A 16010-nucleotide genomic window follows, 5' to 3' on the forward strand; every position below is an offset into this window, starting at 1 on the left:
AGGTCGCAGTGACGGAGTTTCAGGAGCGGAACACCGAGGCAGCGGAGCAGGCGCTGGTCTCGGCGGTCGTCCGGGTCAAAGGGCCGGACGGCGCGATAGGCGGCGCCGGCTTCCTCATCGCTCCGGATCTGGTGCTGACCTGCGCCCACGTGGTGTCGGACGCTCTGGACAGGCACCGGGAAGAAACGGTTGAGGTCGGGACCGAGGTCACGGTCGACGTGCCGCTGGCCGGGAACGCCGACGGTGTCGACGAGGGTGACCATGCTGCCGCGGTGCAGCGCTGGATCCCGATCAGACCCGATCAGACCGGGGACATCGCCGTACTGCGACTGCCGCACCGGATCCCCGGAGCCCGTCCGCTTCCCGTGGTCGACTCCCATCGTGGCGTATGGGACCACGATGCGCGTGCGGTGGGCTTCACCGACGACAACCCGGATGGAATCTGGCAGAGCGGCAGGTTCCGTGGGCCCACCCGCCAGGGCTGGATCCAGCTCTCGCGGGCCAACAGCGAGGCTGTTCACGTCAAGGGAGGCTTCAGCGGCAGCCCCGTCTGGGACAACGATCTGGGCGCCGCTGTCGGAATGATGGTAGCGGCGCAGCCGGTGCGCGAGGCCCAGCAGGCGTTCGTCCTGCGCATCCGAACCCTGCTGAAGGAAGCGCCTGAACTCGCCCCGTTCGTCCGTCCGGCCACGCCCTTCCGCGGTCTGTCCACCTTCCAGGAGGACGACACAGAGGTCTTCTTCGGGCGGGACGACGACATCGAGCGAGTCGTCACCGCACTGCGGGGCGATCAGCCCATCACCACGGTGTACGGGCCATCGGGCTGCGGCAAGTCGTCGCTCGCATTGGCGGGTGTGGTGCCGAGGATGCGGCAGGAGGGCTACCTGATCGCGCGGGTGAACGCCGCTCATTTCTCTTCCCTGCGGGCCGCGCTCGCCACAGAACTGTTCGAGATCGTGAGGTCGAGGCAGGATGAGACCCCGCGCGCGGAAAGCGCCGATCAAGTGGATTCGTGGCTTGCCGATCTGGGGCTGGCAGACACTCTCCACCGTGCCCTCGGTTCGTCGGCCGGCCGGCTCCTCGTCGTACTCGACCAGGCGGAAGCCCTCCTGGACGGTTCCGATGAAGTGGCCGAGGAAGTCGCCGGTCTGCTTTTCCCGGAGCGGCAGCAGGATGTGTTCAAGGTACTGGTCACACTGCGGGCTGATTTCATCGAGGCGGCACTGAACCACGCTCGCCTCGGCTCCGCGCTGAAGAGGGGTGCGACGGTCCCACTCACCCCCATGTCCCGAGACCAGCTCGCGCAAGTGATCAGTGAGCCGGTCCGGCGCATCTCGGCTGTGGAGTACGAGCCGGGTCTGGAGCGACGCATCGTCGACGATGCGGGCGACGAACCTGGAGTCCTGCCCCTGCTGGGATTCGTCCTGGCCCAGCTCTGGGAGCACCAGGCTGCTGGACGGCTGCGGACCGCGACCTACGAAGAGAACGACGGCGTATCAGGTGCCCTGAAACTCCACGCCGAGCTGGCGTGGAAGGAGTGCGTCGAGAAGCGGCACAAGGGCACCGGCAGGGACAAGGCCGAGGAGACTGCGGACGAAGGCAAGGAGGGGAACGAGAAGGAGGCATTACGGCTGCTCACCGGCCTGGTCCGGGTACTCCCGGGCAGCGAGGCTCCCCTGCGCCGCATGCTCACCCGGGAGGAAGCCGGGGAAGAGCGGTGGAGGATCGCGGAGTCCCTTGCCGCGCGAAGACTCCTCGTATTGCACGGGGAGGAGGGAGAACCGCAGAGTGCCGAACTTGCCCACGAGGCGCTGATCAGCGCCTGGCCGACGCTCGCGCATCAGGTGAAGACCGACGGAGAGTTCCTGGCCGGCAGGGCGGAACTCGGACACGACCTCGACCGTTGGCAGAAGGCGAACCGGCCACCGGACCTGCTGCCCGCGCCGATTCAGCTTCATGCGCTCCAGCGGCGGTTGCGTGCACATGAATCGGACCTGACGGCGGCAGAGCGCGGCTTTCTCGACCTCGCCGGGCGGCATCACCGTACGCGGCGAAATCGCGTACGCGCAGCATGGACCGCTGCCGCACTGGTGCTTGCGCTGGTCGTCGGCCTGGGCACCTTCCTCGTCTACCAGTCGCAGGTCAGCGCGGAGCGGGAGGCGGAAGGGCGGTCGCGGTCGCTGGCCTCCCTCTCGGAGGAGCTGAACCGGCGGGACCCGGGGCTGGCCGCGCTGGTCGCCATCGCAGCTCATGACGTCGCACCGACCCGGGAAGCCCGCAACTCCCTGCTGCGCAGGTACGACCAGTTCAAGGACGACTCCTGGGTGCTGACCGGCACCGAGTCACCGGTGCAAGACGTGGCGATGAGTCCGGATGGGGCGGTGACTCTCGTGACAACCAAGATCGGAGGGTCGCTCAGTGGGCAGGGAGGGGCGGTACTGTTCGTCCGCGATTCCGAGGGAAGGGTTCATCGCGAGTATCTGCGTCTCGCCCGCGACGTCCTTTACCCGCTGGTCAGCAGGGACGGTCGCAGGATTGCCTACTTCTCGGCGGAAAAGGGTGGCGCCCTCGTCTGGCATGACGTGTATCGAGGCGCCGAGAAGGTGCTGGGGCCTGCGCATACGATCCGCGACAGCGACTTCGGCATCGAGGTGAGGTCCTACGGTCAGAACCTCGGCCTGGCCGACTTCTCCCCGAACGCAGGAGAGGTCGTCATGGTGGTGGGCGGGAAAGCCCGGATCTGGGACCTGGCCGAGGAAAAGGGGCGGGGAATTCCCTCGGCCGTGCCCGCGCTGGAAACGGTATGGTTCGGCCCGGACGAGAATACGCTCGTGGCCCAGCCGCAATACAGCGATGAGACGAACGCAGACTCTGCGGTGATGGCCGTCGACATCGGTAGCGGAAAGACACGGGCGCTGGCGAGTGGCGTCAGCACGTCGGCCAGGCCCAAACTCGCCCTGTCGGGGAACGGCGGCGTGTTGGCCTTCTGCCAGAAGGGGCGAGGCCAGCGTGGCGCCGTCTACCGCGCGGTCCGCGTCGAGGACGGGCGGGTGCTCACCACGTATGAACCCGACTCGACCGATACCCGGTGCAGCAGCATCGCCATGGATGCGACGGGAGAACTGTTCGCGGTGAACAGGACCGGCGCCGAGTGGGCACTCGTTGGTGCTCGGCCGGGCGGAGAAGTTGAATTGGCGGCAGGACCCAGCGAGATCCTCGACGATCTCGACGACTTGACTCTGGTCGGAAAATCTGAGGATCTCGCCCTGATCACCTGGGACGAGACCGCCGTGACCGGTCGCCCGCTGAGTGTCGGCTCCGTCGATGCCGACAGTCCGCCAGTGCTGCTCGGCAAGAACACGCTGCTGCTGCGCGAAGGCGCCAACGGCGAGGGGGTGGCCCTTGTCAATATGGACGAACGCGGAAACACACACACCCTCAGGAAGGTGAAAAGGCCCCCGAGGGACCAGTCGATGGACATGGGCCGAGAACCTCCGCGCATCAAGGTCAACGCGGCCCGGACACTCGCTGCCGACCTGGTCGGCCGTAACGAGGTCCGCGTCTGGGAGGTCCCGTCTCTGCGGCAGGTCACGGACATCACGACCGCCAGACCTCCGGTCGACACATCCGGGACGGCAACGGACCGGGTGGAACTGTACTTCGTCGACGATGACGAGTTGCTCACGGTCTCCGGCAGCCTCATCGAGCACTGGAACACCCGGACCGGCCGACGTCTGTCGAAGACGATCGACGTACGCGACCTGGGACTCACCGAGGAGGACCCGCCGCAGTTCTTCCTGGACCCGTATCCCAAGCAGGGCTACACGCAGATCATGATCAAGGGAAGCCCCGTCATCCATGCCGTGAACCTGCGAACGGGCAAGGAGGACAAGCCGCTCAGGCTCCGTTTCGATCCGGTCGTCGAACATGCCGTACTCGACGGCAGCGGACGGTACGCAGCCGTGCAGACCACGGGCGACATGGTCGAAGTGTGGTCCGTGAGACCTGGTCGACGCATGGAGCGGGTAGTCGGTCCCTTCGGCCCCCTCCAGGCGTACGAGCGGTACCAAGCGGGATTCCTGCAAGGCGGCCCGGAGTTTCTCCTGGCCAACGAAGACTCCGTGCGGTTCGAGAACGTGGCCGATCCTGGCGGCGGAGATTCCTACGACTTCGCGGAGGACCAGGAATTCCTCTCCGCCTCGCAGGACGGGAAGACTCTGCTGCGGCTCACCAACCGCACTTCCGTGAATATCCTTCACCTCGATCCCGAGCTGTGGAAGGACCAACTGTGCGACATCTTCGGCCGCGACCTCACCGAAGATGAGCTCCAGGGACTTCCCCCCTGGCTGCCGAACAGAATTTGCCCGGCGCATACGTGAAAGGGAGTGTGCAGCTCTTTTGATGCGTGTCAGGTGCTATGTGACTCGGCTTTGATCAGAGCGTGTTTCTGGAGATCCCGGTGATGCAGGGCGACGTCGTTCGTCGCCGGTACCCTTGCCTCCGGCCGGCTCACCGGCCGCACGGACGCCCGCCGGCTGCTTGCCGCCTGCCTTGCCCTACGCGGCATCCTGCTCCCCCCCCTGATGATGGCAGCGACCGTCAGCCCGGCCGTGATGGTCTTCGTGGTCGCTTCGGCCTCCTCGGCGCCGCCTGCGCCGCGGCCCCTCCACAGGCGACACAACCTCGATGGCGCCCTCCGACCGCACGACGGCATCATCGAGGTGGCTCACAACGTGGGACCGGCCGGATCCGCGTCACTGTGAACTGCCATCGAAGCCCGTCACACGGCAGATGCCTTGCGTGCGGCTCTGCTCCCCTGGTGATGCACTCGGTCGAAGTATTCAGCGGGTCCAGCAGGTCCCCTCACTGACAGACAGATACCGAGTGCATCCACCACGTTGGCCGATGCCAACATCGGCTTCTTGCACGCGCTGGTTCACCACCCCGGCCGAGACCGTGTGCCGGCTGCGCGTACCGTCTGCCCGCGGTCGGCTCCGCATGGAGAATCAGCGCCCGCCGGCCCAGGTGTGGTCGGCCCAGTCCGCGAAGCTCGTCCAGGGAATCTCTGGATGGGCATCGTGCAGTGCGGGGATGTCGACGCGGTATCCGGGGCCGTTGAGGAACGTCCACATCGCGTGCATGTCAGGATTGCCGACCGTCGCCAGCGGTGTCCGTACGTGGCGGACTTCCCGCCCCAGCGCCTTGCTCAGCGACGCCGCCATGTGCTCGGGGGTGGGAGCATCGCCGGCAAGCTCGATGCGCTGCCCCACGTAGGGAGCGGGGTTGAGCATCACTTGGGCCGCAAACGCACCGAGGTCAGTGCGGGCGAGCTGCTGCAGCGGCCGGTCCGGGGGCAGCGGCAGGTCGAGAGACCCGTGCAGGATGCGCTCCTGGCCTCCCAGCGCGTTGTCGTAGAAGTAGGTCGGTCCCAGGATCGTGTAAGGCACGTCGCCGGAGGCCAGGTCGGCCTCGATGCGCGCCTTGCTCTCGAAATGCGGTACCCCGCTGTCCTGATCGGCTCCTGCCACGGAGCTGAACACGAGATGCGCGATGCGCGTCCGCGTCGCGGCGGACAGGATCGCGCGCCCCTGACCCACCTCCGCATCCAGCCCCGCCTCGAAGGGGGTGGTGAACGCGAAGACACTGGCCACTCCGCGCATGGCCGTGACGAGGGAGCCCTCGTCGCTCAGCGAACCTGCCACCACTTCGACACCGTGTCCGGCGAGTTCGCGTGCCGCTCGACGGTCCGGATCACGGACCATCACCCGGATCCGGGCCCCGCGGCCCAGCAGCGCATCCGTCACAGCCCTGCCCTGACCGCCTGTTGCCGCCAGTACCAGTACCGGTGCGTCGACCATCGAAGCCTCCCTCTTTCAGTCGGTGCCTGCGCAGCCCGCGAACGGGCTCACGGCCATGATCAGCGATGGAAGGCCGAACCGCTTCAAGGACGCCCCGAAGGGCCGGATGAGTGCACTGTGAGGCATGTGATGTACGCCCGCAGTCATACGATCCGGCCTGGGGCCGACTGCAGTTGCACGCCCGTCCCCGGATCCCTGCAGACACGGTCGACCTGCCGAGCGCGGAGAGACGATGAAGGACCTCCAGGACTTCAAGGTCCCCCACGTCCCGATGCCGAGCGGACTCAGTCGCGGTAGTGGTCGGCGATCGCGGCGAAGGCGGCCTTCGGCTCCCAGGGCAGGTCGGGATACGTGTCGCCGTGACGGTCTTCGAGGATCTTGACGATGCCGAGACTGGCGAGGTCGAGGTCGTCGCGAGGATCGCCGTCGGGGCGGTGGGGCAGGTTGTACAACGCGAAGAGGAACACGAAGGCACTGTCGACGCCCTCGCTGTCGAAGATCTCCAGCAGGTCGCTCAGGTAGGCCGCTTGGCCCGCCTCGTCGCGCTCGTAATCTCCGGTCAGCCGGAGCGGAGCGCCGGTGGCTTCGTCGGTTTCGAGGATTTCCATGCTGCGGGGTGCGACGTCACCCGCGCCGCGCCAGGTGGCGGTGCCGAAGCCGGTGACAGCGACCGGCTTGGGCTGCGCGACGAGGCTGCGCACAGCGTCTCGGAATCGGTCGGCCACTGCCGCGGATCGGATGAGTTCGAAGGTCGTGAAGTCGAACAAGTCCCAGTCGACGGCTTCGAACTGGATGGCGGCGTAGGTGACCTTGCCGTGGAAGCGCTCGCGGACCATCGCCACGGCTTCGCGGAGGAAGGCGTTGAGACGGGTGCCGACCGTGGCGATCCTCTCGGGCCGACGGGCAGGGTCGCTCAGTAGCCAGCCGATTCGTTCCTCGGTGCTGTCGCCCTCGAGGAATCCATGGTTCATCACGCTCAGCTCCACACCTGTGACGAACACGACCTCGGCTCCCTGTGTCCTGAGCCGCTCGGCCCGCTCCGCACAGTCGGCGATCAGGATGAGGATGTCGTCGGTCGTCAGTTCCAGCGGGTAGGGCGAGAACCAGATCTCCAGCCCGAGCTCGGCGGCGTAACGTGCGGCGAGCTCCAGGCGGCCCGGGTCGCCGCCGGTGATGTGGACGGCCGTGCAGTGGAGATCGTCGCGGATGATCGTCAGCTCCCTCTTGACCAGGTCGGGGGCGAAGTGCTCCCGGGAGCTGCTGCCGTTGCGGAGGAAGCCGGTGTCGTAGCAGATGCCCTTGGCTCGCATGCGTCTGACCTTTCTGCAGGGGAGCCTGAGAGTAGAAGTAAATATTGCGTGCACGCAAGTTTGCGTGCACGCACTCAGGCAGGGATACTCCGAGGGTGACGACAAAGCGGACCGGGCTACGCGAGGAGAAGAAGCAGGCCACCCGAGTGGCACTGCGTGAGGCGGCACTTCGACTGGCCCTCCAGCACGGACCCGACAATGTCCGCGTCGACGACATCGCCCGGGCAGCCGGGGTCTCGCCGAGGACCTACAACAACTACTTCTCCAGCCGAGAACAGGCGATCGTCGCCGCCGTCACCGCCGAACGGGAACACCGGGTCGCTGCGGCCGTGGCCGCCCGGCCCGCCCACGTCCGCCTCGCCGACGCCTTGGCAGAAGCGATCCTGGAGCAGTACACCGAACCCCGCGACCAGGATGAGCTACTGCTGATCACCACCAGCCCCACACTGCGTGACACGTTCCTCGACACCGTCGCGTCGATCGAACACCCCCTCGCCACCGCGATCGACCAACGCCTCGGCCACATCGGCACATCCGCCCCCCGCGTGCTCGCGGCGAGCGTGGCCGCCGCAGTCCGGGTCGCGCTCCAGCAGTGGCTTCAACCTCCGGCCGCACCCCTCGCAAGCGGTGGACTCCTCGTACCGTCCGGCTCACTGCCGGACCTGCTCCGCTCCGCGCTCGCGACACTCGAACCCGCCCTTGACGCGGCCGAGGAGCAGGCGCAACGGCGCTTGCCCTCGTAAATCCGCTCCCCCGAGGACTCCGACGCCGCAGTGGGTACGGCGTGAGGCGCAGCGCCGTCAACGATCGACGGCAGAACGACGACGGTGGCGGACTGAAGTAGGCCCCGTCCGGCAGATCTTGCCAAGCGGCGGAAGCGGGGAACAGGCGGCGGACCGTCGGCCACGATGGCCGCACGACGGGCGGAGAAGGAACGCTGCGCGCTCCTTCTCTCCGGCGAGCAGCATGTCGGCCTGGCCGGTCCAGAACATGGCGAGCTGGTTGACGAACATCAGGATGTCGACCGGGTCCCACGCCGGATCAAGTGGCCGGCCAGGTCATCTCGGGACTGGACCCGCGTCCGCCCACGACGCACAGAAAGCTCCGGCGCAGTAGCAACCTCCGGATCCGGACGTCCACGGCGTCCGCGTACGCCGCGGCGACGACATAGCCCGGCAAGCTCTGTCAGTCCCGCTGGACCCAGGCCGCCACCAGGTCGAGGAGGCCCGGAAAGCGTGCGTTGAGGTCGTCGACCCTTACGTGACTGCGACGCTCCAGGCCGTACTGGCGCTGGCGCGTGACCCCCGCTTCGCGCAGCGCTTTGAAGTGGTGCGTGAGGGATGACTTCGGGCGGTCGAAGCCGAACCAGCCGCAGGTGTGATCGAAGCTCTCCGATTCCAGAAGGAGTTTCTGAACGATGGTCAGCCGCAGAGGGTCACTCAACGCCCCGAGGACGACCTCCAGGCGCAGGTCTGCAACCGCCGGTTCTGCGAGCGGTTCGGGCAGGTCAGGCGGTTCGGGGAGCACCTTGAAGGAGGGTGCGGCGGCCGTGCGCGCAGGCATGGTCATCTCCTCATCACGCGGTTCCTATATACGAGTTGAATCGTACTGCATGCTAAGTTCGACTTTCCTCGTACTGGCAAGAGGCCAGTAGGCAGTGATCGGAGGACCCGCCATGTCTGAGATCCGGACCGCATGCGTCAAGTCCCTGGACGGGAGGCAGCGAACCGACACCGGGCAAGGCAGCGGCCTGCCCTCGGCACCCCTGTGGTGGGTGTGGCTGGCCGCGTGGCCGGTCGCCGCGGTTTTCGTCCTGTCGAATGCAGCGACACCTCTGTACGTGCTGTGGCAGCGCGACATCGGCTTCTCCAAGGGCACCCTGACCGTGGTGTTCGCCTTCTACATCGTCGGCCTCATCGGCTCGCTCCTCGTCTCCGGCGTGGTCTCCGACCGGGTGGGCCGCAAGCCCGTACTGCTACCGGCGCTGGGGCTCGCTCTGGCTGCCTGCCTGGTTTTCGCCACCGCCACCAGCGTCCTCGCGCTCATCGTGGCGCGGCTGTTCACCGGAATCGCGGTCGGCGCCGTCGTCTCCGCCGGCATGGCCGCGGTGAGCGACGTCGCCGGCCCCGAGCGCAAGCGGGTTGCCGCCCTGCTCGCCTCCTGCGCAATGGTCTTCGGTGCCGGGCTCGGGCCGTTGCTCGCCGGTGTGCTCTCCGAGACGGCCCCCGGTCCGACCGTAACCGTCTTCGCCGTCGAAGCGGTGTTTCTGACCACCGCGGTGCTCGCCGTGCTGCGCATGCCGGTGCGCAGCCCCGAGGTGCGTGCCAAAGGCACGTGGGTGCGGGTGCCCGGTGTGCCGCGTGGCAACGGCCGTCAGCTCCTCCTGGGTACAGCGGTGTTCGCTCCCGGGATCACCGCCACGTCCTTCGTCCTCTCCCTGGGTCCCTCGCTGCTGTCCGGGCTCCTCGGCACCACCAGCCGGATCGTCGCCGGTGCCATGGCGTTCGTGATGTTCCTTGCAGCCACCGGGGTGCAGTTCGCCGTTCAGCGGCTGCGCCGCCGCACCATCCTCACCGCGGGCGCGATCAGCACCGCCCTGAGCATGATCACGCTGATCGTGGCCGTGCAGACCTCGACGGTGGCGGTTCTTGTCATCTCGGCGCTGCTCGCCGGGGCGGGCCAGGGCATGGGCCAACTCGGCGGCCTGTCGCTGCTCAACTCGTCCGTCCCGCCACAGCGCCTCGCCGAATCCAATGCCGCACTCAATGTGGGTGGTTACATCCCGGCCGGCATCCTGCCCGTCTCCGCCGGCTATCTCAGCGACGCAGTCGGTCTGACCCGCGGCGCCACGGTCTTCGGCGCCGTCCTGCTGGGCTTCGCAGTCATCGGCGGTCTGGTGGTCCGCAGCACACGGCCCCAGGTGACGGACCCGGCCTGACGAACGGTGAGTACCGGCGCGCGCCGCCGGGAGCGGTGCGTCGCCGGCCGGATGGGCATCCTCGCCGCTCACTGGCCGCGCTCACCACGCTGGGCATGCCGAGGCACGACGGCTGTCGCCGCGAGCCCGGCGTCCACGCCGCTTCGCACGCCTCACACTGGGCCCACACCTGGTCGGACTGGCCAACTACGGGGTTCCGGCAGTTCCATGAGAACCCCGCTCAGGTATGTACGTGCGGCCGTGGCAGCGTCGTGTTTGCTGCGTATGGGGCATCGCTCCCTGGAGGAGGGGCGTGAGACGGTCAAGGAGCAATGCTCATGACCTGTGGATCGGCCTCGGGGTGGACGCGAAGGGCGTACCTTCCCGAGTGATCGACTTCTGGTCATCGAGTAGGCCGCCGTTGCACCGTCGGCCAAGAAGGCACGCCCGTGCTCAGCGTAGTGAACGCCGATGGGTCGACCGAGACCAGCTCCCTGATCGACGACGTCGTCCGGGAGGGGGCACGGCGGATGCGGGCCGCCACGCTGGAGGCCGAAGTCAATTCCTACATAGCCGAGTTGGCGGACCAGCGTGACGAGAGCGGGCGCCGTCTGGTGGTCCGCAACGGCTATCACCAGCCGAGGAAGGTGACCACCGCGGCCGGGACGGTCGAGGTGAAGGCGCCGCGGGTCAACGACGAGCGCGTCGATGAGGCAACCGGCAAGCGCAAGCGGTTCAGCTCGGGGATCCTGCCGCCGTGGTGCCGCAAGTCCCCGAAGATCAGGTCGTGATGGGCGTGCGCGCGGACGGCACCAAGGATGACTTCCCCGCCGAGCACTGGATCCACCTGCGGACAACCAACCCGATCGAGTCAGCCTTCGCAACCGTCCGGCTGCGGACCAAGGTCACCGAAGGGGCCGGCTCCCGAGCGGCCGCACTTGCGATGGTGTTCAAGCTCGTCGAGTCCGCCCAGACCCGCTGGCGAGCCATGAATGCGCCCCACCTCGTCGCTCTCGTCCGAGCCGGAGCCCACTTCGAACGCGGCTACCTCGTGGATCGGCCGCATACGACCGCAGCATGAATCATGAACAGGGTGGCGGACCTGCCTCAAAGTTCGAGATCATCCGATCATGTCGGATGACATGCCAGGACAGGACCTCCCAGCCGGCTTCGGGTTCCGGCCGTATCGGGGCGACGAGGACCACGGCCCCATGGCCGCGGTGCGGCTGGGATGTGTCGAACGGGACCGGGTCGACGCCCGTTCGGTTGTGGAAGGGCTCCCGACAGCGGCCGAGATCGCCGAGGCCTCTGTCAAGCTGGACGAGCCGTCCAAGAGCCAGGTCCTGGTGGTACGCGACGGGAGCGTCGTCGGCTACTCGACGATCCAGTGGTGGCAGGAGCGGGACGATACGTGGCTTTACCTGCACCGCGGTTACCTCTTGCCCGAGCATCGCGACCAGGGCATCGGGTCAGCCATGCTGAGCTGGGCCGAAGAGCGGATCCGCCAGCTCGTCGAAGACCATGGCACGGCGCGGACGGCGGTGATCGGTGCGAACGCCATGGTCTCCGAGCAGGACGCCACGGCGCTTCTGCTCGCAGCCGGCTACCGACGCGTCTTCAGTCTGGTCGAGCTGGAGCTGAGCGATCTGCGGCAGGTGCCCGAGCCGGGCAGCGAACTCCCGGCCGGGATACGGACGGGGCCGATCGGGACCAGCCACTACCGTGCGGCCTGGAGGACGGTCGTCGATTCGTATGCGGACACCGGTTTCACTCAGAAATGGTCCTTCCAAGACTTTGTCGACGCCGCCGACCCGGCATGCTGGAGGGCTGCGTGGAACGGGCAGGACATGCTCGGCGTGGCCCTCTGCTCCATCCGCAGCCACGACCACACCGTGGGCGTGGTGGAAGAGCTGAGCGTCCGAACGGACCAGCGACGGCTCGGGATCGGCCGGATCCTGCTGCTGGAAGGGCTGCGAAGCCTTCGCGAGCAGGGTGCAACGACGGCCAGGCTGTTCACGGGCACGGCAAATCCGCACCGGTCCTACGATCTTTACGAGAGCGTGGGGTTCCGGAGACAGAACGAGTATGTTCGTTACCGCAAGCCGCTCGCTTGATCGACCGGTCATTGGACTGTTCGGTCGGTCCACAGAATTTGACAATTCTTCACGGTCAAGGAACGGATCCCATTGCACCAGAGTCGGCTGATGAAGTGTTTCTGACGGCTGAGGAATACGGGGCGGTGCATGCGGCTGTCCGCACCGTGGCTGGGGCCAGGGGATCTGGCCGGCCTTGGACACTCAACGCGCTTCTTGAACAGTGGAAGGAGTTGGTGCACGAGGTGGAGGACGGCTACGGATGGTCGGCTCCAGAACTCTCAAACGATCTAGGCTGTCGCACCGCATTGGCGCAGATCTGGCGCCTCCTGCCTCCACCAGTCCGTGCCATCCGTCAGCCTCAACTTGATGAGATCGACCGCAGGTTCCACGCCAGCACCGTGGGCTGGCCGGGTCGGGATGACCAAGAAGGACAATGGTGGCTGCGGCGTGTGCCACGGCGTCTTGAAGCGGAGACCGCCCAGCGCAGTACGCACGGCTGGCCCATGGGGTGGGAAGTCATGACCTTCTCAAAGCCGGAAGCGGTAGAGATCACCGACTGAAACGTGGCAGAGATCAGCGCACCCATCTCACCAGCCACGAAGGCTACGGTTGGGCAAGAAACGAGCGTGTATGTGCCGTGGAGAGAGACCACGTGCTGGAGAAGGCGCAGGTGTTTGACAATGCCGGGATGACCCGTCCCGGAATCCGTGTCGCCGCTTACGTGATCCGAGACCGATCCCACCCTGAAATCCTGGTGTTCGACCACGTCGGTGTGCCTGAGGCGGCACCCAAGTGCCCGCAGGAGGCGTCAGATCAGGCGAAGGCATGGAGGAAGCAGTCCTTCGGGAAGTCGCCGAGGAGACCGGTCTGCCGACAGCCACAATCGTCCGGCCGATCGCCGTTGAGAACAAGCCCCATCCCGACACCGGTCAGCCACGACAAACCAGCTTCTTCTTCCTCCGGACATCAGCAGAGACCCCGGATGTCTGGAACCACCATGTCAAGGGCGACGGAGACGACGCCGGCCTCATCTTCAGCTGCCGGTTCGTCCCGCTCCCCTGAAACAACCGCTGGCCGACGATCAAGATGCATGGCTGAGGCACATCGATCCGGGCTGGACCACCGTGGCCGACAACAGCCGCTGATTCCGCCGACCCGCAAGGGCACTCGTAGGATGCCCGAATGCCTGAGACGATACGGATGAGCCACCGGGCGTGGGTGGCTACGTCGGCGCTGCTGTGCGGGGCGGGCCTCGCGGCCACCGCAGGCCTGAACGCCTCCTCATCACCGGATCCGAACCCCGAAGAGCCCGTCAGCGCCGAGTGCGCCGAGCGCATCGCGGACATCGAGACGGAGTTGGCCAAGGCCAAGGATGAAGGCAACGACACCGTGTTGACCTTCTCGCGCGTCCAAGTCGGTGACAGGAACGACTGCAGTGACGAACTCCGTCACCACTTCCACGGCGATCAGTGAGCCGCCGCATCTGGGCCGCCGCCACGGCCGGGCTTGCCCTCGTCGTCGCCTGGGCGGTCCTGGCCGGGGGCGGCAGTTCGGAACCGGGGCCGCCGCCCGCCCCGCCGCGGGTGTACTCCTCCTGCCTGGCGGCGGACACCGAGCCGGTGTCCGCCGCCGACGACCCGTGCGGCGGCCGCTGAGAGAATCGTGGATCACCTCGTCAAGCACGAACCACGTGGTCAGCGGGAGTGTCTCTCCACGTGGTGCCGGGGCTCGGCTGCTCCAGCGGGGACGGCCCGGAATCGAACGGTGGGCAGTTCATGGCTCTTTCGCTTACACCCCTTCCGCCCCTTCCGTCGACGCAGGGTAGGTACCCGTCACCGGCCACGCCTGGGCGCGTGCTTCTGGCCCGTGTCTGGTCAGCGCGGTTCTCGGATGCTGTCGATGATGCGAGTCCAGTTGTCGCTGCCGTGGCCGTCCTTGATCGCGCGCCGGTAGTGGGCCTGCACGGCCAGTGGGAGCGCGAGGTCGAGGCTGAGAGATGCGCTGGTCTCGACGATGTGGTCGGACGTCGCACCCATCATGGTGACCGTGCTGAGGTCGCCGGGATGTTCTCCCGCATCAAGCGCGGCGCCCGGGTTCTCCTCACCCGCCCTCATGATGTCGCCGATCGAGTCGGCGGATGAGAGCAGCTCCGGCAGTGCCTCCTGGGCCTTCATTCCTGCGGCGCCCAGCATCGCGGTGGCGTGCATCAGTCCGGACAAGGTGGTGAGGAACAGTGCGAGTTGGGCTTGATACATCATCTGGGCGAGGCCCGGGTCCTGGCCCAGATGCCTTGGTGTGCCGAGCAGTGTCAACGTCTCGAGGTGGCTCTCCATCGTCTCGTCGGGGCCGCTGTAGTAAACATGGGCTGCCTCTGTGCCGACCATCGGCGCCGGGACCATGACACCTCCGGTGAGGAAGGCCGCGCCGTGGCCCGCCGTCCAGGTCGCTGCCTCGCGCGAGCGGTCGGGAGTGTCAGAGCTCAGGTTGACCAGCGTCCGGCCTGCGAGCGAGTCGGTAGCGCCGTCAAGGATGTCGTACATCGCCTGGTAGTCCGTGAGGCTGAGGATCACGAGGTCACCTGCTTCCACCGCCTCCCTGGGCGTCGCGGCCAGTGCGGCTCCGTCGGCGACGACGCCGGCGGCCCGGCTCGCGGTGCGGTTCCAGACGGTGACCGGATGGCCGGCGGTGAGGAGGGTGCGTGTCATCGCCTGGCCCATCGGGCCGAGCCCGATCACGGTGACAGCGCTTTTCTGCCTGGTGGTGGGGTTCTCTTGTTCGTTCACCCCTCCATGCTCGGAGAGCGGCCCTACTCTCGGAAGTACCCACTAATTACTGCGGTACTTACCTTCTCGTAAGGGGATCAACCATGGCCAAGGCGCCGAGACGCGGGCCGTACATCTGCGGCATCGACGCCGCGCTCGACGTGGTGAGCGGCAAGTGGAAGGGCCTGATCCTCTGGGAGCTTGCTGCCCATGGCGTACGCCGCTTCGCTGCGCTCCGTCGCGGTCTGCCGGGAGTGAGCGAGAAGATGCTCACGCAGCACCTGCGTGAGATGGAGGCGGACGGACTCGTGCACCGGGAGGTCTATGCCGAGGTCCCCCCACGGGTGGAGTACTCCCTCACTGAGCACGGGCGCACGCTCAACCAGGCACTCGGGCCGCTCGGCGCCTGGGGGACTCAGCGACTGCGTCGCGAAGGCTCCGAAGTAGTCGACGTAGCGGAGACCTGACACGGCTTGCGGTGTGGTCGTTGTCCACGGGCCGGGAGCCGTCCCCGCCCGTGGACGGGGTGGTCCCCCAGCGCCGCTCCGACGCCTGCGGCTCGTTGGACCATCCCCGCACGCACTGCTAGTGCTGGATCAGACCGTCGACCGGTACTGGGGCCACGTGGCCTGTTGCCGGCAGGGCCTGGGCCAGCGAGAGGCCGATGTCGACCAACGATGACCGGCGCAGGCCGGAGACGTCGGACAGGTCCGTCCAGACCGACTCGGCGACTTCACCGTTCGGCTCCGGCCGCAGCTGTCCACCCGTGATGTGGACACGGTAGAAGATGCCGACATTCTGATGTTCGACTCCCGCACGCGCTTCGGCCACAGGGATGACCCGTGAGTCCACGCCCAGCAGGCGATCCACCACCGCGGTGCAGCCTGTCTCCTCGGCGACTTCCCGGATCACCGCATCAAACGGATCTTCGCCGTGCTCGACCCGGCCGCCCGGAAGAGTCCAGACGCTTTCGCCGGACGGTGGCATGTGACGGGCCAGCAGCACCCGACCGTCCTCGATGCACACGGCATACGCCGCCAACCGAAAACTCATCCTCGCACTCCCAC

12 protein-coding genes and 2 pseudogenes are annotated in these 16010 nt (G+C 67.1%); 9 read left to right on the plus strand and 5 right to left on the minus strand.

Translation table 11 applies throughout. The features are described from left to right. The first annotated feature begins 8 nt into the window (after positions 1-8). Positions 9-4379: a serine protease gene (locus AMK10_RS31175; RefSeq protein WP_073752145.1), complete on the plus strand. Its 4371-nt coding sequence runs from the start codon at positions 9-11 to the stop codon at positions 4377-4379. Positions 4380-5006: 627 nt separating this feature from the next. Here AMK10_RS31175 and AMK10_RS31180 read toward each other — a convergent pair. Both AMK10_RS31180 and AMK10_RS31185 read right to left on the minus strand, forming a co-directional pair. Continuing rightward, a complete protein-coding gene (locus AMK10_RS31180; protein WP_073752147.1) occupies positions 5007-5858 on the minus strand; it encodes an NmrA/HSCARG family protein in 852 nt (283 codons plus the stop codon). A 284-nt stretch (positions 5859-6142) separates the two neighbouring features. Continuing rightward, positions 6143-7168 (minus strand): hypothetical protein, encoded by a 1026-nt coding sequence (locus AMK10_RS31185; protein WP_073752149.1) that lies wholly within the window; start codon positions 7166-7168, stop codon positions 6143-6145. Positions 7169-7263: 95 nt separating this feature from the next. Here AMK10_RS31185 and AMK10_RS31190 point away from each other — a divergent pair, with 95 nt between their 5' ends. Further along, positions 7264-7911 carry a TetR/AcrR family transcriptional regulator gene (locus AMK10_RS31190; RefSeq protein ID WP_073752151.1) on the plus strand — a complete coding sequence of 216 codons (648 nt, stop codon included), beginning with the start codon at positions 7264-7266 and terminating at the stop codon, positions 7909-7911. 442 nt (positions 7912-8353) lie between these two features. Here AMK10_RS31190 and AMK10_RS31195 read toward each other — a convergent pair whose 3' ends face one another. Further along, the gene (locus AMK10_RS31195; protein ID WP_073752153.1) at positions 8354-8731 is read right to left on the minus strand and encodes an ArsR/SmtB family transcription factor; all 378 of its coding nucleotides are present in this window, start codon (positions 8729-8731) and stop codon (positions 8354-8356) included. A gap of 112 nt (positions 8732-8843) precedes the next feature. Between AMK10_RS31195 and AMK10_RS31200 the strand changes: the two genes are divergently transcribed. From AMK10_RS31200 to AMK10_RS31225, 6 genes and pseudogenes are all read left to right on the plus strand, one after another. After that, a complete protein-coding gene (locus AMK10_RS31200) occupies positions 8844-10106 on the plus strand; it encodes an MFS transporter (RefSeq protein ID WP_073752155.1) in 1263 nt (420 codons plus the stop codon). A gap of 428 nt (positions 10107-10534) precedes the next feature. Continuing rightward, positions 10535-11166, plus strand: a pseudogene (locus AMK10_RS31205) (transposase). A gap of 49 nt (positions 11167-11215) precedes the next feature. Then, positions 11216-12199 (plus strand): GNAT family N-acetyltransferase, encoded by a 984-nt coding sequence (locus tag AMK10_RS31210; protein WP_073752157.1) that lies wholly within the window; start codon positions 11216-11218, stop codon positions 12197-12199. A gap of 670 nt (positions 12200-12869) precedes the next feature. Then, positions 12870-13326: pseudogene (locus tag AMK10_RS31215) on the plus strand (NUDIX hydrolase). A gap of 37 nt (positions 13327-13363) precedes the next feature. Next, the gene (locus tag AMK10_RS31220) at positions 13364-13654 is read left to right on the plus strand and encodes a hypothetical protein (RefSeq protein ID WP_073752159.1); all 291 of its coding nucleotides are present in this window, start codon (positions 13364-13366) and stop codon (positions 13652-13654) included. After that, positions 13651-13836 (plus strand): hypothetical protein, encoded by a 186-nt coding sequence (locus AMK10_RS31225; protein ID WP_073752161.1) that lies wholly within the window; start codon positions 13651-13653, stop codon positions 13834-13836. Before AMK10_RS31220 ends, AMK10_RS31225 begins: the two co-directional genes overlap by 4 nt. Positions 13837-14055: 219 nt before the next feature. Here the strand turns inward: AMK10_RS31225 and AMK10_RS31230 are convergent, their stop codons facing one another. After that, positions 14056-14964 carry an NAD(P)-dependent oxidoreductase gene (locus tag AMK10_RS31230; RefSeq protein ID WP_073752163.1) on the minus strand — a complete coding sequence of 303 codons (909 nt, stop codon included), beginning with the start codon at positions 14962-14964 and terminating at the stop codon, positions 14056-14058. Between the two features lie 83 nt (positions 14965-15047). On the opposite strand from AMK10_RS31230, the gene AMK10_RS31235 reads away from it, so the two are divergent. After that, positions 15048-15410 (plus strand): winged helix-turn-helix transcriptional regulator, encoded by a 363-nt coding sequence (locus AMK10_RS31235; RefSeq protein WP_073752165.1) that lies wholly within the window; start codon positions 15048-15050, stop codon positions 15408-15410. A gap of 118 nt (positions 15411-15528) precedes the next feature. Here the strand turns inward: AMK10_RS31235 and AMK10_RS31240 are convergent, their stop codons facing one another. After that, positions 15529-15996, minus strand: a complete 468-nt coding sequence (locus AMK10_RS31240; protein ID WP_073752167.1) for an NUDIX hydrolase — start codon at positions 15994-15996, stop codon at positions 15529-15531. Between the last annotated feature and the right edge of the window lie 14 nt (positions 15997-16010).

Origin of the sequence: Streptomyces sp. CB02058, from assembly GCF_001905505.1 — a bacterium.
GTDB lineage: Bacteria > Actinomycetota > Actinomycetes > Streptomycetales > Streptomycetaceae > Streptomyces.

Excerpts from the sequence above, each read along its gene's own strand:
- AMK10_RS31180 (WP_073752147.1), bottom strand. The coding sequence starts at position 5,858 with ATGGTCGACGCACCGGTACTGGTACTGGCGGCAACAGGCGGTCAGGGC.
- AMK10_RS31185 (WP_073752149.1), bottom strand. The coding sequence starts at position 7,168 with ATGCGAGCCAAGGGCATCTGCTACGACACCGGCTTCCTCCGCAACGGC.
- AMK10_RS31195 (WP_073752153.1), bottom strand. The coding sequence starts at position 8,731 with ATGCCTGCGCGCACGGCCGCCGCACCCTCCTTCAAGGTGCTCCCCGAA.
- AMK10_RS31200 (WP_073752155.1), top strand. The coding sequence starts at position 8,844 with ATGTCTGAGATCCGGACCGCATGCGTCAAGTCCCTGGACGGGAGGCAG.
- AMK10_RS31210 (WP_073752157.1), top strand. The coding sequence starts at position 11,216 with ATGTCGGATGACATGCCAGGACAGGACCTCCCAGCCGGCTTCGGGTTC.
- AMK10_RS31220 (WP_073752159.1), top strand. The coding sequence starts at position 13,364 with ATGCCTGAGACGATACGGATGAGCCACCGGGCGTGGGTGGCTACGTCG.
- AMK10_RS31235 (WP_073752165.1), top strand. The coding sequence starts at position 15,048 with ATGGCCAAGGCGCCGAGACGCGGGCCGTACATCTGCGGCATCGACGCC.
- AMK10_RS31240 (WP_073752167.1), bottom strand. The coding sequence starts at position 15,996 with ATGAGTTTTCGGTTGGCGGCGTATGCCGTGTGCATCGAGGACGGTCGG.